Here is a 19,957-nt window from a genome sequence, read left to right as displayed (position 1 = left end):
GTTAAAATGTTGGAAGCATGTAACATTTAAGATCTTTATTCTATTCTTTTTCTACTTGCATATAGTTAAGCTCCAGAGGAGTTTTTCTTCCGAAAATCTTAACCATTACTTTTTTAGTTTTTTCTTCTCTTCGTTAACCTCTTCAATCACACCAGTAAAGCCATTGAAAGGACCGTCCATAACTTTGACGTTCTCGCCAACGTAGTAAGCTACATTCATAGTCTCACCCTGCTGACTCATTTCATCTACTTTACCCAGGATACGGTTAACTTCTGCCTGGCGCATAGGAACCGGGTTTCCACCTTTATCCCCTAAGAAACCGATAACGCTGTTCACATTTTTAATAATGTGTTCTAACTCACCGTCCAAAGTTGCTTCAATCAAAACATAACCAGGATAAAAGTTGCGTTCTTTTGCAATCTTCTTTCCTTCTTTCATCTGGTAGTATTTTTCCATAGGGATTAATACCTGCGGAACAAGATGAGAAAAACCTAAACGACTGATCTCTGAATCGATGTATTGTTTTACCTTCTTCTCTTTTCCGCTTACCGCCCTAACTACATACCATTTTAGCTGATCGTTCATTTAGTTCTATTAATTAGAAAGTGATTTTTAAAAAGTATCTAACACAAAAGTAGATCCTTTATCCATTGCAAAGATAACCACTGCAATAATAAACGAAGCTACCAAAACCAGCACTGCAGAACTTTGCAGTTCTCCCCATGTAGGCCAGGTAACCTTCTGGGTCATTTCCTCATACGATTCTTTAATAAATTGAACTATGCTAGCCATATCTAAGTTTTTGCACGGGAACAAGGATTCGAACCCTGATCAAAGGTTTTGGAGACCTCTATTCTACCGTTGAACTATTCCCGTGTATAAGAATCAACCCCTGAAGGCCAATACAAACATTTTTTAGAACAAAGTACTCAGAGTTTAACGTCCGAGTACTTTGTATTATTATTTAATTGCTTAGCGACCCGAAGGACGGTTAAGTAATTATTTTACAATTTCAGTTACCTGACCAGCACCTACTGTTCTACCACCTTCACGGATAGCGAAACGAAGTCCTTTTTCCATTGCGATTGCGTTGATCAATTTAACATTGATTGTAACGTTATCACCTGGCATAACCATTTCAGTTCCTTCTTGAAGAGTGATCTCTCCAGTAACGTCTGTGGTACGGAAATAGAATTGTGGACGGTATTTGTTAAAGAATGGAGTGTGACGTCCACCTTCTGCTTTTGATAATACATAGATCTCAGCTTTGAAATCAGTGTGAGGAGTTACAGAACCTGGTTTACAGATAACCATACCACGACGGATATCAGTTTTCTCAATACCACGTAATAATAAACCTACGTTATCTCCTGCTTCACCATAATCAAGGATCTTACGGAACATCTCAACACCTGTTACAGTTGATTTAAGATTTTCTGCACCCATACCTAAGATCTCAACCGGATCTCCAGAGTTGATTACACCACGCTCAATACGACCAGTTGCAACAGTACCACGACCAGTGATCGAGAATACATCTTCAACAGGCATTAAGAAAGGAAGTTCAGTCAAACGTGGAGGAATTGGAATGTAGCTATCTACAGCATCATCCATTATAATCCATGATTTTACCAACCCATTTCTCATCGCCATTCAATCCACCTAAAGCAGAACCTTGAATAACTGGGATATCATCACCTGGGAAATCATAGAAAGATAATAATTCACGAACTTCCATCTCTACTAATTCTAGTAATTCAGGATCGTCAACCATATCCACTTTGTTCATGAAAACCACCAATGAAGGTACACCTACCTGGCGAGCCAATAGAATGTGCTCACGAGTTTGTGGCATAGGACCATCTGTAGCCGCTACAACGATAATAGCACCATCCATTTGCGCCGCACCTGTAACCATGTTTTTCACGTAATCCGCGTGACCTGGACAGTCAACGTGAGCATAGTGACGGTTAGCAGTTGAATACTCAACGTGTGCAGTGTTAATAGTGATACCTCTTTCTTTTTCCTCTGGAGCAGAGTCAATCGAATCAAATGAACGCGCCTCAGATAAACCAGCATCAGATAACACTTTAGTGATAGCTGCTGTTAAGGTTGTTTTCCGTGGTCAACGTGACCGATAGTGCCGATGTTTAAGTGCGGCTTGCTGCGGTCAAACTTTTCTTTTGCCATGTTTTTATACTTATTAGTAGGTTAACTTTTATTTTTAATTATTGTTTTGATACAATTCAATACAAAAAACCTTGTTGATTCTGTCTATAAAAACAGATTTAACAAAGCTTTTTTATCTTTATTCCTGAGCCAACGATGGGACTTGAACCCATGACCTCTTCCTTACCAAGGAAGTGCTCTACCGCTGAGCTACGTCGGCTTTTATTCTCTTCACAATCTTCAATACCGGTCCGGCATTTAAACTGTGACCATTATGCCGACTGCTCTTTGAATCAAGAGCGAAAGACGAGGTTCGAACTCGCGACCTATAGCTTGGAAGGCTATCGCTCTACCAACTGAGCTACTTTCGCTTTTATTATAAAGTGGGGGGAGAAGGATTCGAACCTTCGAAGTCTCGCGACAACAGAGTTACAGTCTGTCCCATTTTTGGCACTCTGGTATCCCCCCATTCCTCCTAAACCGTCACACCATTAAGATGCAGGTTTAAAAGAGCCTCCTATCGGGATCGAACCAATGACCTACTGATTACAAGTCAGTTGCTCTACCAGCTGAGCTAAGGAGGCTTATTATTATTTATTAAACATTCACAGAACAAACCAACTCTTTATGGGTTAACCCCTGTTCCGAATTGGAATGCAAATCTACAAGAATATTTTGTAGTTGCAAAACTATTTTGAAAAAAAAACCAGCAGACTGTATTCTGCTGGTTTTATATTTAAAATTCCTAAAAATAGATCCCTAATAATCAGATACTTCATCGGCATTTAATACCGCCTTTAGCTCAGAAACTTTTATTCTATTTTTTTTTCTTTATGTTTTGTTATTTGCTTTTTTAACGACTCAATTGACAAATCTGTCGCTTCTTCGAAAGACTTGCATTGTTCCTTTGCGAACAAAATTCCGCCAGGAACCATCAGTTTTTTATTTCACTTATTTTGTTAGCCTCATCGTCTACGTTCTCTAATTTTAAATAAACTTCACCACTTATGATCTGGTCGTGGAATTGTTCCAGCTTATCAACTTTCTTTTGAATAAAGTCTAATAATTTGTGATCTGCATTGAAATGGATTGATTGAACTGTAATTTTCATGTTGTCCTCCTTTTTTTATGCCTTTGGATGGGCCTGTTTATATATTGATTTTAATCTTTCTATGGAATTGTGCGTGTACACCTGGGTGGCCGCTAAACTGGCATGCCCAAGTAATTCTTTAATTGCATTTAAATCTGCCCCCCTGTTCAGCAGGCTTGTTGCATACGAATGACGCAGTACATGGGGACTTTTTTTATCCTGTGTGGATATATACGTCAAATAACTTTTTACAATCTTATAGATAAAGACCGGGTATACTGCAGTTCCTTTATTAGTAACGAACAAATCATCCGTTTTGTTATTAAATTTCTGTAACGATTTTAAACCAATATACTCTTTAAGCTGATTAATAAGTTGTTTGGTCACCGGAATAATTCTTTCTTTTTTTCTTTTACCCAAAACCTTTACAGATTCCTGATAAAAGTCAACGTCTGCTTCTTTCAAACCTAAAAGCTCAGCTAAACGCATCCCTGTACCAAAAAGCATTTCAATGACCATTTTATCACGCACCGAAGGAAAAGTCTCGTCAAAGAACTCTCCTGAGTCCAGCAGACGATCCAGCTTCTCTTCATCTATAAACACCGGTAACCGCTCAGGTGTTTTTGGAGCTTTGATCATAGTCATCGGACTTGTGAGGATAATTTTCTGGCGATAAAGATATTTATAGAACCCGCGCAGACTGGATAATTTTCTTCCAATAGAATTGGCTCCAACCTCATCCTCCATCATATGAACGATATAATCCCTTATATGTACATATTTAGCCTCTTCAGACTTCATCTCATAAGTTTGTTCGATATATTCATCAAACTGCACCAGGTCCGTCCGATAAGCCGTAAGCCGTTACAGTATGCGGAGAATAGCGCTTCTCGTGTTGAAGATAGTTTAGGTAGGATTCTACTGACATTGATTACAATTGTTATCCTGTAAGAGCCGGTTTAAGATTAAACGAACTCTGAGAGTGAATGTACGGAATTTGTACATAAAAAGAAAGCGCCATCGGAAAAATCCGACGGCGCTTTAAAATATTTAGAAACTTAAAGGTGAAAAATTAGATTTTTCCTTCTAAGTGCATATTTTCTTTATAAATCGCGTGCTTAACTAATGTACGACGAGCTACAGATTTTTTCTCGTATGCCTGACGGCTACGTAGTTCTCTCAATACACCAGTTTTTTCAAATTTCTTTTTGAAACGTTTAAGGGCTTTATCAAGTGATTCGCCGTCTTTAATATTAATTATGATCATAACGTTAAAATACCTCCTCTCGTTGTTTTAAGGATTGCAAAGGTAGAACATAAAACCTTATAAAACAAGCATAAAAAAAATCCAGTATACTTTCGTACACTGGATTGGTAAAATATATTTGGTTAGAATATGTCTTATTGTAAGATAACAGCTGTTTTAGGTTTAGGCTGTTATTATTTATTTAATATCTCTCTGGCAATTACGATCTTCTGGATTTCAGAAGTCCCCTCACCTATTGTACATAACTTGCTGTCACGGTAAAACTTCTCTACAGGGAAGTCTTTTGTATACCCATAACCACCAAAGATCTGTACCGCTTCAGTAGCCGCTCTTACAGCAACCTCTGAGGCAAAATATTTAGCCATTGCTGACTCTTTAGTCATTTTCTGTCCGCGGTTCTTTAAATCAGCAGATTGTCTGATTAATAATTCAGCCGCTTCAATTTCAGTAGCCATGTCAGCCAGCTTAAAGCTGATCGCCTGGAAACTTGAAATCGGCTGGCCAAACTGATGTCTCTCCTGAGCATAAGCCAGTGCAGCTTCATAAGCACCTTTTGCAATACCCAATGACAATGCGGCAATAGAAATTCTTCCACCATCCAGCACTATCATTGCCTGCTTAAAGCCTTCACCTACATTACCCAGTAAATTAGCTACCGGTACACGGCAATTGTCAAATATCATTTCTGTAGTCTCAGATGCACGCATCCCCAACTTATTTTCTTTCTTACCAGCTGAAAAGCCCGGAGTCCCACGTTCAACCACAATAGCTGAAATACCTTTAGAATCTCCCTTTTCACCTGTACGCACCATAACAACAGCGATATCACCCGATTTACCATGAGTAATCCAGTTTTTCGCACCGTTTAACACATAATGATCGCCATCTAAAGTAGCAGTAGTCATCATTCTCAATGCATCAGATCCTGTATTTGCTTCAGTTAATCCCCATGCACCAATCCACTCGGCCGTTGCCAGTTTAGGCAGCCATTTATGTTTTTGTTCTTCCGTTCCAAAAGCAAGAATATGCCCTGTACATAAAGAATTATGAGCAGCAAGAGATAAACCAATAGAACCGCAAACTTTAGCGACTTCTACAATTACATCAACATACTCCTGATAACCGAATCCCGAACCGCCATAAATTTCAGGGACTAATACACCCATCATTCCCAGCTCACCCAATTTCTTAAAAACCTCAACAGGGAAAGTCTGTGCTTCATCCCATTCCATTACATGTGGACGGATATTTTTTTCCGCGAAATCTTTAACCATACTTCTGATCATCAATTGATTTTCTGAAGTACTAAAATTGAAACCTGTATTTTGTGCCAACGTATCTTGCATGTTTTATATTTGAATAAGGCAAGTATAGATAATCTAAGCCCAAACCAGCAGTTGAATATTTGCCCGGTAACAGAACGAAATAGTATTTAGTTCATTTTACAGTATGGCGCAAGCATAGACCCGCTAAAACGACAGGAATTTTATTTCAAATATTAGTAAGAAGCTAAAGCGAAATTGTTAGCAGAAAAGGCTTTCAGCCTATCTTTTCCATTTAAAAAGTCAAGTGCAATGATAAAAGAGTAACCCGCAACAACAGCATCCAGTTTTTCAATCAGTTTAGAAGCTGCAACAACAGTACCCCCGGTTGCCAGTAAATCATCATGGATCAATACATGCTGTCCTGGTAAAATTGCATCTTCATGCATTTCCAGCGTAGCACTTCCATATTCCAGATCATAAGACTGCTGTATAGTTTTATAAGGTAACTTACCTGCTTTGCGGATAGGTACAAACGGAACATTCAGTAAATTAGCCAAAGCCATTCCAAACAGAAAACCTCTGCTTTCAATTCCGGCTACCACATCGATCTTAACTGCTGAAAGCTGCATCGCAAGTGCCGTAGTAATTTCACCGCACAAAACTGCATCTTTTAAAATCGGAGTAATGTCTTTAAAAACGATACCAGCTTTTGGAAAATCGTTTACATCACGTACAACCTGTTTAATTTTTGTTTCAATCATGATTAAAAAGAGATATATGGGGCTAACTTCTCTATAGTTTCAGCAGATAGAATAGCCACTTTTTTTAAGTCTGCAATATATTCATAATTTCCGTGTTGTTTTCGAAACTGAATGATCGCATTGACTTGTTTATACTTTAAATAGGGGTGATTTTTCAAATCATCAAACAAAGCAGTATTCAGGTTAATTCTGATCAGCGGCTGATCATCCAGAACCAGCTGATCTTTAATTTCATTATACTTTAAACTATCCAGCCCATAGACCTCCAGTAGCTGCTCCTTTTTATAAAACCCACCCAGACGCTGCCGGTAATTGAAAATCCTTCTGGCAAAAGCCGGCCCCACACCTTTAATTTCCATTAATCGTAAAGTATCTGCTGTATTCAATGATATTAATACAGGTTTCTGCTTCGCAGGATGGTTATATGCAGGATATGAATGACTATCCTTTTGCTCCGTTTCCTTAATATATATATAAGGTGTAAGCCTTTCATACATTTCGGAGCTGATCACATACATTTTCTGCAGATCCTCCTTTTTATAATATCTTCCCCCCTTTTCTCGATACCTTAAGATGACAGCTGCCTGTTTTGCAGACAACCCCAGCAATTGCCAATCATCCGCACCAATAAGGTTAGGGTCAAAATTGAACAGCCTGGACTGCTTAACTGGCACAGTACCCTGTTTAGCTGCCTCGTTCTTCTTCATCAGGATCAATTGATTAATAGCAGAGCTTTCTGCCTTGAGATCCCATTCCTCAACAACAAAAAAATCGTAGACTAATGGAGTTGCCCTGATTAATCCGATCAGCACAATCATCACCAGCAAGCCATTATATTCTCGTTTGGAGAAATTAAAATAAATATTTAGCCATTTTCGCATCTCCATACAATGTACTTCCGTTATTTAAGAATATAAATCTTATTTTTGAGATTGATTCGGATACATATTTAAACCCTTAGGTTGAATATGTACTTAATCCCCCTCTTTTAAAAACAGATATGAAGATCATAACCACCAAAGAATTTGCTAAGGCCACTAAAATTGATAAACTCGGTGTTCCGGGACTGGCAGCAGATCTGCTGGAAGGAAGTAATGAAATTAAACGATATCAATAAAGTTTTCTCTCAGAATCAGCATTTCAATGGTTTAGAGTTTGTAGATAAGATATTGGAAACAATTGGGGTATCTATTGATTTCGATGAGGATGATTTAAGAAACATTCCAAAAACAGGTGGTTTTATTGCAATTGCAAATCATCCATATGGCGGGATAGAAGGGCTTGCATTGGTAAAGCTATTATGTACTGTACGGCCGGAAGCCAAAGTAATGGTTAATTTCATCCTTCAAAAGATCCCTAACCTGAATGAGTTTTTTGTTGCTGTCAACCCTTTTGAGAATGTACAGCATTCTTCGAGTATCAGCGGATTAAAAGCAACATTCGATCTTTTACAGAACGGTGTACCGATCGGGATCTTCCCTGCAGGCGAGGTATCGACTTTTAGCCTTGACAAACAGGAAATCACAGATCGCTTATGGCATCCGGTTGTTGGAAAATTAATCGCCCGTGCGAAAGTACCCGTAGTACCTATTTATTTCCATGGTAATAATGGCGTACTTTTTAATATCCTTAGTTTCATCCACCCTACCCTTCGCACAGCGAAATTACCTTCCGAGTTTTTAAATAAACAAGGATTAAAGATAAAAGTCAGAATCGGGAAACCTATCCACATTGAGGATATCTCTTACCGTAACAATACAAATAAGCTTCTGGATTTCCTTCGCGCACGTACTTATGCCCTGGGCACAAGTATCGAACAGGAAAGGAAACTGTTTAATCCAATCAATCTTTTCAAAATCAAGAAAACTCCTGAACCTATTATTGAAGAAACTTCAAGGGCGAGTATCATCGAAGAGATTGACCAGCTGGAAACCTACCGTGTATGGTCTGAGAAAAACTACGAAGTTTATATCAGCCCTTCGGCTAATATCCCAAACATCTTAAGAGAGATAGGCCGTTTGAGAGAAATAACTTTCAGGGAAGTAGGCGAAGGATCTAACAAAAAGATAGATCTTGACAACTATGATATCTATTATCATCATTTATTTATCTGGGATACCGAGCAGCAGAACATTGTCGGAGCTTACCGGATTGGTAAAGGTGATGAAATTCTAAATACCTTAGGAAAAAGAGGGTTTTATCTTTCTGAACTCTTTAAAATCAAAGAACCATTTTATCCTGTATTACAGCAGGGAATTGAACTGGGACGTTCATGGATCCGTAAAGAATATCAGCAAAAGGCTTTGCCCCTGTTTTTATTATGGAAAGGTATCTTAAAATATCTTTTGGATAACCCGCAGTACCGTTACATGTTTGGCCCGGTAAGTATCAGTAATAACTTCTCTAAGTTTTCTAAATCGCTGATTGTTGATTTCATCACCAAGAACCATTTTGATTACGAGTTAGGACAATATGTGAGACCAAGAAATAAATTCAAGGCAGATTTGTCTGCGATAGATAAAGACCTGCTTATTGAAAGCAGTGACTCACTGAAAGATCTTGACGTCTTGATATCTGATATTTGAAAATACACATATCAAAATTCCAGTATTGTTAAGACAGTACCTTAACCTGAATGCGAAAATCATCTGTTTTAATATAGATCCGAAGTTCTCGGATTGCCTGGATGGATTCCTCGTTGTGGATATGCAAAGTATCCCGCCAGAGATGCTGGAGAAAATTGGCAAAAACTTTTAAAAAACAAATAGCCCGGACATCCACCCGGGCTATTTTGTTATCAACTAAACCTAAACTTGATAAATACTAACCAAATATTTACACCACAAATATAGAGGCCATATGTTAAGTCAGGATTAAGGATTAGTTATCTGTGTTAAACATTTCTATACATTAATAACATATCACCTATTTCATATATTCGGCGAGCTGATATTGTAATTCATGGCCATTCAAGTCTTTTAAAACAATCTTTCCATCCGGATCAACTACAATACTCACCGGAGTTCCTAAATTCCCGTAAAGCTTTGTTGTAGCAAGAGGCCCGGATTTTAATCCCCAGACCTGAACCCATGGTAGTTTATTTTCCTTAACTTCTTTCTGCCAGACAGCTTTTCTTTTTTCAGGATCTAAAGAAATACTGATAATCTTAAATTTTTTGTTTTTATACAATTCGTAAGCTTTGGTCATTCTATAGTTTTCTGCTTTGATCAGATCATTTCCGGTTACCCAGAAATACAGTACGACATAGTTGCCACGATAAGAGGATAAGGTAACTGGTTTATGATTGACATCATACAAAGTAAAGTCCGGTGCCATTGTACCTACAGCTCCCTGACTTCTTGATTGAATCAATCTTCCTATCCGTTGCCCCTCTTTAGTATTACGCAATTTCGCATCGATAGATCGGTAAGCAGCGCCTGTTTTTCCCATATCTTTTTCATACCCCATAGCGGTTATATCAGTTAACGCATACAGACTGAATAAAGATTCAGGATTCTCATTGATAAACTGTAATTGTTTTTCAAAACGCTTCGCCTTGAACTGATACATGTATTCATCATTCAATTCCTTTGGTAAAAGGATATGATCTCCATAAATAAGGCGAAATTCTGTTCCGGTAATTTTTATAAGCAGCGGTGACTGTTCCGCCTATAAATTTATTATAGGTCATATACTGATCATTTCCTTTTGAACCTGTAACTTCTCCACGTATCAAAGAATCAGTCGCAGTAACAGTAATTTCTGAATTGTCTAAAAAAAATGTTAGTTCATCAGTATTATCTTCCAGATCAATACTATCCCTCCCAACTCCATATCTGTCTAAACTCAGATCTGCAAACCCAGGCTTTTTCACCATGCCTTTAAATTGAAAAATGCCATTCTCTAAAACTGCCGAATCCAGAATTTTTGTTTCATGAGAAACAAAATAGACTTTTGCAGGAGCGTTGAGATTCCCGATTTTCCCTTTGATTGTAAAACCCTTCTGCTGAGCGGATGCCCCTACTATTCCAATACTAAAAACTAATAAACTTAAAACTATACGCTTCATAAATTCTGTAACCACATTTAAAATAAATGAACAAATCATCATTTTCAGGCCAATATAATAGATTCTGATGGGTTGTACCTAATTGATCAGACATTAAAAAACCCTTATCTAAATTAATAGATAAGGGTTCTCAATTATGTTCCTCTTAAAAGAGATGCTAACAATTCATTAGAAGCTATATCTCAAACCAAATTGCATTTGGAATCTAGATGCGAAAAAGTCTTTTGAATAATTACTTGTATTTTTCTGATCAAACGTATAAGTTGGATAAGTAGTAGCATTACCTGTAGCACCTTTAACAGCACTCAATCCTACACTTGCCATTGAGTTAAATGTGTTTGGAGAGAAATACTGAACTCCCCAGTTCTTATTTAATAGGTTAGTTAAGTTAACGATGTCATAAGTAAACGTTAGCGTATGCTTATGTGAACCGTTTTCTATGATTCTGATATCCTGAGCAAAACGGAAATCAAGTTGTGTATTCCAGGGTGTACGCGCTCCGTTTCTTTCAGTGAAATTCCTCTTCTTGTTTTAAGATATTTATCACCATCAATGAATGTATCAAATGCTGCTGCTTGTGTTGCTGCTGTTGCTCCACCGGCGATATCCTTAAAGAAGTTAACTGTCTCGCCTGCTTTAGGAATATATGCTAAACTAACAGTCTGTCCTGTACCATTGATCGTAGAACCTACGAATCCATAAGAATAAGGAGTGCCTGATTGTGCACTATAAAACAGTGAGAAACTTGACACATATTTATTAGCCTTATCCCATGCAAATCTATAATTAACAGTAGATATGATACGGTTACGAACGTCGAAGTTAGAAGTAGCTAATTGTGGATTATTTGGGCTTAAAGCCTGGTTCAACTGCCAGTTAGACTCCATTGAGTTTCTAATACCATTAGTCACATCTTTAGACTGTCCATAAGTATATGCCGCCATTACATCTAAACCAAAAGGGAAAGATTTAGCAATCTGACCAGTTACACTGTAACGGTAACCTTTGCTTGTGTTGTAGAAAGCAAGTATGCATTAGTATATAAAGGATTGATCTTCGTATTTGAATAAATTGGTTGCTGATGTTGCGTATCATAAACCAGGTAAGTAGGGTTATCTACATAATTGATCTGCTGAAATTTCAGGTCATTAATTACTTTAGTATAGATACCTTCTAGTGTAAACTTCCATTGGTCATCAGTCTTATAATCAAAAGCCAAACTGCTTCTCCATGTTTTAGGCATTTTGAAGTTGTTATCAATTAAATCTACCTGAGTTGCACCACTTGCATCATTAACATTTTTACCTTGTTTAGTAACGAAACCAGCTTCACCATTTCCGTTTAAAGCATCTCTGATTGGATCTGATCCAGCTACAAAAGCTGGACTTCCTGCTTTACTAACCTGGTTATCATATGCACCATAAGTTGCTCCATTATTATAATAAGCATAACCTAACCATGCAAAAGGAACTCTACCAGTGAATAAACCACTACCACCACGCATAATTAAACTCTGGTCACCTAACACGTCGAAGTTGAATCCAACACGTGGAGATATTTGTATCTGACCAAAGAAATCATTTTTAATCTGGCTAGGCTGAGTATAAGTATAAGTAGTTCCATAGTTAGGATCAACAGGAGAACCCGTAGTCTTTGAACTTAAAGGTTGTTTGTTCGGCATATCAGCTAAATCAAATCTCACACCATAAGTTAATTTGAAACGATCAGTTACCTGCCATTGATCTTCACCATATACACTGAACATATTTAACTTGAATTGTGCTGGTGGGTTAGCCATAATGTTATCCCTTGTATTATCAGCATAATTATAGTTAGTACGAACACGATCAGGATTACCAGCTAAGAAATCATTTACAGATTTATAGGAAACACGACCATTCCATGCATTCACGAAACCATAAGTGATATTATATAACTCATTGTGGGTACCAAAAGTAAATGTGTGTTTTCCTTTAGTTAAAGTAAAGTTATCCGTAAATTCAAACGTCTTTTGTTTCATCATATTGAAAAACACTTGCTTCACGGTCTGTACCTAAGAAAATCGTTCCACCAGCACCACCACCAATCTCAATCTGCGGTATAGCAGGATTAGATGTTGGATCCCTGAAATCATGAATGCTTGAATAACCAACTACTAAGCTGTTAGACATATCATTGTTGATTCTGCTTTTTAACTCAGCAACAGTTGAACTTTGATTATTTGTTTGTTTATAATCAATTCCACCAAATCTGAAGTTTGACTGGTCACGCTCTAAGTTAGTTGCTGTAGAAGTAATCGTGTTGTTACGGATAGTCAACTGATTTTTATCATTGATATTCCAATCTACACGGTTGAAGAATTTATTTGATCTGGCATAGATATTATAGTTTCCAAAAGAACCTGCATCAATACCATATTTGTTTTTCATTAAATCAGAAATCTGCTGAGCCTGATCTAAAGTAATTACTTTATTATCCGGAGAACCAGCACCTAAAATTACAGGATCCTGACGACGTGTAATCTCTCATTTGTAAAGAAGAATAATTTATTTTTAATAATCGGGAAACCTAATCTGAAACCAGTCTGATAATCGTGGAAATCAGAAGGCATTTTAGAACCATCACCAGTTTTGTTTTTACCAATCAAACTCGCATTACGACCGTAACCGTACACTGATCCTGATACATCATTTGTACCAGAACGCGTTACCGCATTCACACTACCACCTGTAAAGTTACCAATCTTAACATCGTAAGGAGCTAGTAAAACCTGAACATCCTGAATCGCATCAATCGATACCGGATTTGTTCTAGTACTGCTACCTGGCATACCAGAGCTTCCGCTCTGACCACCTAATGAAGGACTGAAACCAATTGCATCATTATTAATCGCACCATCAATAGTTACGTTATTGTATCTGAAGTTGGTACCCATAAAAGAGTTATCCTTACTACCTTGTGGAGTTGTACGGGTTAAATCAGTTAAGCTTCTGCTAACTGTAGGTATGTTTTTGATTTGCTGTTCGCCAATCTGTGTGCCTGCACCAACTTTAACGCCACCTCTTTTACCTTTGACAGTAACTTCACTCAGTTGTTGTCCTTCATCTGTTAAAGTGAAGTCCATACGCTGATCAGTACCCAGACCAAGGCTGCTGATTTCTTTTTCCTGTTTGTTGTAACCTACATAAGTAACAGTGATTTTGTAAGGTCCACCAGGATTTAAGTTATTGATACGGAAATATCCATCCGCTCCGGTAACAGCACCGTACTTAGTTCCCGTAGGGGTATGTAAAACCAAAACACTCGCTCCAGGAATAGTCTGTCCCTTTGCATCTTTAATTTTACCGTTAATGCTTGATGTCGTTACCTGAGCATTCACACCTAACCCCATAAAAAGGAGGAAAGTAAGCAATACGCAGGAGAGATTAATTGTTAGAAATTTTTTCATTTTTCTTGCTTCTGTTTTTTTTTGTAAAACTAGGGTCGCAATGTGACGTTAATATTAATTTCACATTAATGAGAGCCCATGAGTTAATATCAAATTATAGATAAATTAAAACTCAGTTAAAAACAAGTAAAAATGTATCATTAAGCCCTCCAAAAGAGGGGTAGAAGGCTAAAAGAATGTTTCGTCAGACTTACAAGAAGCCTTAAAATAGTGTTTCCTCAATATTAAGCTTACGTTAAGCAGGCGCAAATCCGGATATATTGCAAAAACAAGGCCGCAGAGTGATCACTCTGCGGCCTTGTTTTTTATGTCTTTTAGACATTAAGATTAAGCCACTGCCATAACAGGTTAGCTAAAACGTATAGAATTAATATTTCAACCCGACTTTAAGACAAATGAAATGTAATAACCAGATTGGTCCGATTAACAAAAACTTAACATCCTGTAAAAATGAGGGTTTTTTTCCTTCTATTTTATGACCGATGAACTGACCGACCCATGAAAGCACGAAAATCACCACACAAACCAGCCAAAGTGCAGGTCCGCCAGCCAAAGCCCACTTTTCCAGCTGCTGCACAATAATAAATGCTGCTGCAAAGATCAACAAGATCATCATATAAGAAAGTACCGGAGAAAGGCGGTAATAATAGTATCCCGAAAAAGCAATCAGAAAAGAAGCCCAGTTCACAAATCCGTCATATTTCCCAAGGAACCCCAGATAAGGAAAAGGGATTGACCAGACCAGTCCTAATAAACTAAAAACAATCAAAGGCACACAGATCCAGTGAATCAGTTCATTAGAAGGGTTCTGATGACTTTCTGAGTAGGTATCAAATAGAATATCCACTTCTTTTTTATTCTCCAATTTTCCCACTGCGGGTTTCTGCTTCTTCATAGTATAAAAATAAAAAAAAAAAAAAATAGAATAATCTATCGCTTCGGTAATAATATTTAGTAGTTAACTTATTTAGCAAAGGCAACCGAACGGGTCTCTCTGATTACCGTAACTTTAATCTGACCCGGGTAAGTCATTTCAGTCTGGATACGGTTAGAGATATCTGCTGCTAATAATTCAGCCTGCTGATCTGTTACTCTTTCACTTTCAACTACAACTCTTAATTCTCTACCTGCCTGGATAGCGAAAGTTTTCTCTACACCAGGATAAGAAAGAGCTAATTCTTCTAATTCTTTCAGACGTTTGATATAACTTTCAACCACTTCACGCCTTGCACCAGGACGTGCACCAGAAATCGCATCACAAGCTTGTATAATCGGTGAGATCATAGAAGTCATTTCGATTTCATCATGGTGGGCTCCGATAGCATTACAAATTTCTGGATGCTCCTTATATTTTTCTGCCAGTTGCATTCCTAAAATAGCGTGTGGCAATTCTGGATTGTCATCAGGTACTTTACCTATATCGTGAAGTAATCCTGCACGTTTAGCCATCTTAGCATTTAAGCCTAATTCTGCTGCCATTGTTGCACAGAAATTAGCTACCTCACGTGAGTGATGTAATAAGTTCTGTCCGTAAGACGAACGGTAACGCATACGTCCAACCATTCTGATTAACTCAGGGTGCAGACCATGGATACCTAAATCAATTACAGTACGTTCACCGATTTCGACAATCTCATCTTCAATCTGTTTTTTTTTTTTAGCTACCACCTCTTCAATACGTGCAGGGTGGATACGGCCATCAGTTACCAGACGGTGTAATGCTAAACGGGCAATCTCTCTTCTTACCGGGTCAAAACCTGAAAGGATAATTGCCTCAGGAGTATCATCCACAATGATCTCAATACCAGTAGCTGCTTCAAGCGCACGGATATTTCTACCCTCACGTCCAATTACACGACCTTTGATCTCATCACTCTCAATATGAAAAATAGATACTGTATTTTCGATTGCCGCCTCAACAGCAGTACGCTGTATCGTTTGGATAACGACTTTTTTAGCTTCTTTAGTTGCAGTCAGTCTGGCCTCGTCAACGATGTCCTTAACCTGGATCATTGCTTGTGTTCTGGCTTCCTGTTTCATGTTTTCAACCAACTGGTTTTTAGCTTCTTCAGCACTTAAAAACAGAGCAATTGTTTCCAGTTGTTTCACATGCTGATTTTTCAGCAGATCAACTTCTTCCTGTTTTTTAATCGCAATGTCAGTCTGTTTATCCAGATTTTTCTTGCTGTTATCCAGTTCCTGTTCCTTGCGGTTCATATTTTCCAAACGCTGGTTTACAGATTGTTCTTTCTGTTTAATGGCATTCTCACGTTGGTTGACCTGGTTGTTTTTAGCATTTACTTCCTGCTCATGTTCAGTCTTCAATTGTAAAAACTTCTCTTTAGCTTCCAGTAATCTGTCTTTCTTTAAAATTTCAGCGTTACTTTCAGCCTCTTTTAAAATTTTCTTCACTTTTGACTGTGCGGCAACCTCCTGTTTTTTCAACAGGCTGCGCAGCAAATATCTGCCCACCAGTATACCAACAACTAAGCTGGCCAGTACATATCCAATTATTCCTATTATTTCCATTTTAATTTATATATAAACGTGCATAAACATAACCTATTTCCGTATGCTTATGCATGCAAGTCTCTCATTACCATTGTTAAATTCTAATCTAAAAAAAAACCGCCGTTAAATTTTAATTCCTGTCTTACAGCTTTAAATACATGCAATAATTAACAGTAGCTGATCCCAGCCACCCTGCCTGTATTTAAAGATTACGAAACAATGAAACTAAAACTTAACAACGGTTAAATTTTTTCTACGCTTTGAAATTACAGGACGATTCTATTTGGTAAAAAAATCGTTCAGTAAACTATCTAATTCTTCAACTTTTTCAGCTACTGCAGTATCTTGATCCTGCACTTTATTTTCTACCCTTAATACAGCCGTTGCATAATGCAACACTGCCATAGATAGCAAATCCTGTTTATCTCTGACCGCATAATTTTCCTGATAGTCCTTTATACGCTCGTTAATAATTTTTTGGCTGCCCGCCTTACAATTTCTTCCTCCTCCATATTCACCTTTAAAGGGTAAATGCGGTCCGAGATAGTTATTTTTATCGAGATTTCTCCCATTTCTTAGCTTTGTTTCAATTTCGTGTAATCCTTATTTTTTAAGCAACACCACACATTTATCGATTTCACGCACAAAATCGTTAATTTTTTGCTTTATATCAAGTGTCTTTTCGCTTGTTCCTTCAATACTCTTCGCTAATTTAAGCACTCTCATCTTTTCGTCAAGATCTGAGTTTTTAATTTTAGCAGCATTCAAGGCTAACTTTACAGATGAATTCTCCTGCTTTAACAACTCATTTTCCTCTTGTAATGCATTACAGAGCTCGATAAGCCGAGCAGCTTTAAGTAATACTGAATCTAATTGTTCTGCAACCGAAGACATCTTTTATTTAAAAATTGATAGTATTTATAATATTCCTAAAAGTAACAAATAAAATTACTTTCTTATCTCTGCTTTGGCAGTTTGGGCTAAGTTAGCTATAATCTTTTGCATAACTGCATCAATCTGCTTGTCAGTCAAAGTCTGCTGGTCATCCTGCAAGGTGAAGTTCAATGCATAAGATTTTTGTTTTCTGGTAATTTATCACCAACATAGACATCAAATATCTGAACATTTTTAAGTAGTTTCTTTTCCGTTTTGAAAGCTATAGTTTTCAAAGCATCAAACGTAACGTCTGTATCTACCAGCATCGAAAGATCTCTTCTTACTGCCGGATACTTAGGGATCTCTTTACTGATTACCTTGTTTTTTCGAACGATATCCAACAATAAAGCCCAGTCAAAGTCTGCGTAATATACATCTTTATCCACATCAGCCTGTTTCTTATCCGCTGCTGTTACCGCACCGAAAGTTACAATTGGTTGTGGGCCTCTGAAATATTTCAATCCAAAAGCAAAGTTTTCATCACTAACTTCTTCAGTCTGGTAATTGGTAATTCCCAATCTGCCGATCACTGCATCAACTGCAGCTTTCAGGTTATAGAAACTCACAGGAGCTGGTTTTTGATTCCATTGTTCAGTGATATCCGAACCCGAAAGAACTAATAATAATCTTGGACGTTCTACATATTTTCATTTATCAAATGATAAGTTTTACCGAACTCATAGAATTTAACATCACCGTTCTTTCTGTTCTGGTTATAAGCAACACTTTCCAGTGCCGGCATCAATAAACTCTGACGCATTACATTCAGATCTGAACTTAAAGGGTTTAAAATCCGTACTACTTCTTCTTCATTTTTAGAATAAACACCTTTAGTTAAAGAGTTACACCAGATTTCAAGATATCCGTTAGCTGTTAACATATCAGCAACCACATGCTGTGTCTGCTCTCTGTCTGGCTTAGCAGAAAAAGTAAGTGAAGCGTTCACCTTACTCGGGATCTCAATATTATTATATCCGTAAATTCTTAAGACTTCTTCGGTGATATCACATTCACGGGTAACATCTACTTTAAAGCTAGGAACTTTTAAAGATAAACCTTCAGTCGTTTCGCTGACTACAGTAATACCTAATGAAGTAATAATTGCTTTGATCTCTTCATCCGGAATAGCAGCACCAATCAGCCTCTGTAATGTTTTTATAAGTAACCTCTACATCAAAAGGAGCAACCGGCTGTGGATATAAATCTGAAACCACAGAAGAGATCTCTCCTCCTGCCAGTTCCTGGATTAATAAAGCAGCATATTTTAAAGCTGTGATAGTCATTTCCGGATCAGTACCACGTTCATAACGGAAAGAAGCATCTGTTTTTAAACCGTGTCTTTTCGCCGTTTTACGAACCGATACAGAATTGAAATAAGCACTTTCTAAAAAGATATTTTTAGTTTCAGCACTTACACCAGAATTCTTACCTCCGTAAACACCAGCAATAGTTACCGGTTTTTCTGTATCACAGATCATTAGATCTTCTGCAGACAACTTACGTTCAACACCGTCTAAAGTAACAAATGGAGTTCCTTCAGCAACCTTCTGTACAATGATCTTTTTACCTGCAATCTGATCCGCATCAAAAGCATGAAGCGGCTGGCCTAAACCATGAAGTACATAATTGGTAATGTCTACTACTATTATTAATCGGGCGTATGCCGATAACTTTCAATTTGTCCTGTAACCAGTCAGGAGAAGTTTTAACAGTTACCCCACTGATCGAAACACTACTGTATCTCGGGCAGGCAACCGTATCTGCGACTTCAACTGCAATAGTTAAGTTTTCATTAGCTGTTTTAAAAGAATCAATTTCCGGCATTTTCAGGTCGATTCTCAGGTACGCTGCCAAATCTCTGGCAACACCCAAATGCGAAGCTGCATCAGCTCTGTTTGGCGTCAACCCTATTTCAAAAAGATAATCATCTTCCATTTTGAAATAGTCTTTAGCTGGCATACCAATAATTGCATCTGCCTCAAGTACCATGATACCAGCATGAGAACCTCCCAAACCAATTTCATCTTCTGCACAAATCATCCCCTCAGAAACTTCGCCCCTGATTTTTGATTTATTGATTTTGAAAGGTTCGCCTTCATTCGGATAAACAGTTGTCCCAACAGTAGCCACAACAACTTTCTGCCCTCTGCTACGTTTGGCGCGCCACATACAACCTGTATAGCTTCTGCCGCTCCAACATTTACAGTAGTAACCCGCAGCTTGTCAGCATTGGAATGTTGAACGCATGTAAGCACATGGCCAATCACTAATCCTTCCAGACCGCCTACCACCGGCTGTACTTTTTCAAGGCTTTCTACTTCCAGACCAATATTGGTCAGTATCAATGAAAGCTCCTGTGGGTTAAGGTCAGTTTGTATGAATTGTTTAAGCCAGTTGTATGATATCTTCATGTTATATTTTATTCTAAAATGCAAAGATAT

Annotated in this window: 14 protein-coding genes, 5 tRNA genes and 6 pseudogenes; 1 reads left to right on the top strand and 24 read right to left on the bottom strand. The window is 37.8% G+C overall.

The window, feature by feature from the left end:
• Positions 1 to 40: 40 nt before the first annotated feature.
• The 16 genes and pseudogenes from nusG to ACWYN3_RS34100 all read right to left on the bottom strand — a co-directional run bounded on the left by nusG (position 41) and on the right by ACWYN3_RS34100 (position 7,439).
• Positions 41 to 585, bottom strand: a pseudogene (gene nusG / locus ACWYN3_RS34175) (transcription termination/antitermination protein NusG).
• Positions 586 to 612: 27 nt separating this feature from the next.
• Positions 613 to 792, bottom strand: coding sequence for a preprotein translocase subunit SecE (gene secE / locus ACWYN3_RS34170; protein WP_456218206.1), 180 nt, complete (start codon positions 790 to 792; stop codon positions 613 to 615).
• A gap of 13 nt (positions 793 to 805) precedes the next feature.
• Positions 806 to 876: transfer RNA gene (locus ACWYN3_RS34165), tRNA-Trp, on the bottom strand.
• Positions 877 to 999: 123 nt separating this feature from the next.
• A pseudogene (gene tuf / locus ACWYN3_RS34160) lies at positions 1,000 to 2,190 on the bottom strand (elongation factor Tu).
• Positions 2,191 to 2,317: 127 nt separating this feature from the next.
• Positions 2,318 to 2,389, bottom strand: a tRNA-Thr gene (locus ACWYN3_RS34155).
• A 78-nt stretch (positions 2,390 to 2,467) separates the two neighbouring features.
• A tRNA-Gly gene (locus ACWYN3_RS34150) sits at positions 2,468 to 2,540 on the bottom strand.
• Positions 2,541 to 2,553: 13 nt separating this feature from the next.
• Positions 2,554 to 2,637 (bottom strand) — tRNA-Tyr (locus ACWYN3_RS34145).
• A gap of 43 nt (positions 2,638 to 2,680) precedes the next feature.
• Positions 2,681 to 2,753 (bottom strand) — tRNA-Thr (locus ACWYN3_RS34140).
• A gap of 228 nt (positions 2,754 to 2,981) precedes the next feature.
• Positions 2,982 to 3,104, bottom strand: coding sequence for an HPF/RaiA family ribosome-associated protein (locus ACWYN3_RS34135; protein ID WP_456218205.1), 123 nt, complete (start codon positions 3,102 to 3,104; stop codon positions 2,982 to 2,984).
• The gene (locus ACWYN3_RS34130; RefSeq protein ID WP_456218204.1) at positions 3,104 to 3,280 is read right to left on the bottom strand and encodes an HPF/RaiA family ribosome-associated protein; all 177 of its coding nucleotides are present in this window, start codon (positions 3,278 to 3,280) and stop codon (positions 3,104 to 3,106) included. Before ACWYN3_RS34130 ends, ACWYN3_RS34135 begins: the two co-directional genes overlap by 1 nt.
• 15 nt (positions 3,281 to 3,295) lie before the next feature.
• Entirely contained in the window at positions 3,296 to 4,096 is an 801-nt protein-coding gene (locus tag ACWYN3_RS34125; protein WP_456218203.1) for a tyrosine-type recombinase/integrase, read from the bottom strand.
• Positions 4,086 to 4,187 (bottom strand): site-specific integrase, encoded by a 102-nt coding sequence (locus ACWYN3_RS34120; RefSeq protein ID WP_456218202.1) that lies wholly within the window; start codon positions 4,185 to 4,187, stop codon positions 4,086 to 4,088. Before ACWYN3_RS34120 ends, ACWYN3_RS34125 begins: the two co-directional genes overlap by 11 nt.
• Positions 4,188 to 4,331: 144 nt before the next feature.
• Positions 4,332 to 4,526 (bottom strand): 30S ribosomal protein S21, encoded by a 195-nt coding sequence (gene rpsU / locus ACWYN3_RS34115; RefSeq protein ID WP_041878250.1) that lies wholly within the window; start codon positions 4,524 to 4,526, stop codon positions 4,332 to 4,334.
• 173 nt (positions 4,527 to 4,699) lie between these two features.
• Positions 4,700 to 5,872: an acyl-CoA dehydrogenase family protein gene (locus tag ACWYN3_RS34110; protein ID WP_456218201.1), complete on the bottom strand. Its 1,173-nt coding sequence runs from the start codon at positions 5,870 to 5,872 to the stop codon at positions 4,700 to 4,702.
• Between the two features lie 152 nt (positions 5,873 to 6,024).
• Complete coding sequence (locus ACWYN3_RS34105) at positions 6,025 to 6,552, bottom strand: adenine phosphoribosyltransferase (RefSeq protein ID WP_456218200.1); 528 nt, start codon at positions 6,550 to 6,552, stop codon at positions 6,025 to 6,027.
• A gap of 2 nt (positions 6,553 to 6,554) precedes the next feature.
• The gene (locus ACWYN3_RS34100; protein WP_456218199.1) at positions 6,555 to 7,439 is read right to left on the bottom strand and encodes a ComEA family DNA-binding protein; all 885 of its coding nucleotides are present in this window, start codon (positions 7,437 to 7,439) and stop codon (positions 6,555 to 6,557) included.
• A gap of 113 nt (positions 7,440 to 7,552) precedes the next feature.
• Here ACWYN3_RS34100 and ACWYN3_RS34095 point away from each other — a divergent pair.
• A pseudogene (locus ACWYN3_RS34095) lies at positions 7,553 to 9,309 on the top strand (lysophospholipid acyltransferase family protein).
• A gap of 168 nt (positions 9,310 to 9,477) precedes the next feature.
• On the opposite strand, the gene ACWYN3_RS34090 reads toward ACWYN3_RS34095, so the two are convergent.
• The 8 genes and pseudogenes from ACWYN3_RS34090 to pheT form a co-directional block, all read right to left on the bottom strand.
• Complete coding sequence (locus ACWYN3_RS34090) at positions 9,478 to 10,137, bottom strand: peroxiredoxin family protein (RefSeq protein ID WP_456218198.1); 660 nt, start codon at positions 10,135 to 10,137, stop codon at positions 9,478 to 9,480.
• On the bottom strand, positions 10,130 to 10,621 hold the full coding sequence (locus ACWYN3_RS34085) for a DUF4369 domain-containing protein (protein WP_456218197.1): 492 nt from the start codon (positions 10,619 to 10,621) through the stop codon (positions 10,130 to 10,132). The genes ACWYN3_RS34090 and ACWYN3_RS34085 overlap by 8 nt, the downstream gene beginning before the upstream one ends.
• Positions 10,622 to 10,789: 168 nt before the next feature.
• Positions 10,790 to 14,069: pseudogene (locus ACWYN3_RS34080) on the bottom strand (outer membrane beta-barrel protein).
• 367 nt (positions 14,070 to 14,436) lie between these two features.
• The gene (locus ACWYN3_RS34075) at positions 14,437 to 14,964 is read right to left on the bottom strand and encodes an Mpo1 family 2-hydroxy fatty acid dioxygenase (protein WP_456218196.1); all 528 of its coding nucleotides are present in this window, start codon (positions 14,962 to 14,964) and stop codon (positions 14,437 to 14,439) included.
• 68 nt (positions 14,965 to 15,032) lie between these two features.
• Entirely contained in the window at positions 15,033 to 16,598 is a 1,566-nt protein-coding gene (gene rny / locus ACWYN3_RS34070; protein WP_456218195.1) for a ribonuclease Y, read from the bottom strand.
• Between the two features lie 261 nt (positions 16,599 to 16,859).
• Positions 16,860 to 17,152, bottom strand: a pseudogene (locus ACWYN3_RS34065) (cell division protein ZapA).
• Positions 17,153 to 17,183: 31 nt separating this feature from the next.
• Complete coding sequence (locus ACWYN3_RS34060) at positions 17,184 to 17,474, bottom strand: hypothetical protein (protein ID WP_183881461.1); 291 nt, start codon at positions 17,472 to 17,474, stop codon at positions 17,184 to 17,186.
• A 54-nt stretch (positions 17,475 to 17,528) separates the two neighbouring features.
• Positions 17,529 to 19,927: pseudogene (gene pheT / locus ACWYN3_RS34055) on the bottom strand (phenylalanine--tRNA ligase subunit beta).
• Positions 19,928 to 19,957: the final 30 nt, after the last annotated feature.

The organism is Pedobacter sp. NJ-S-72, from assembly GCF_053890575.1.
The sequence above is the reverse complement of the archived record's forward strand: the minus strand, read 5'-3'. Positions and strand labels throughout refer to the sequence as shown.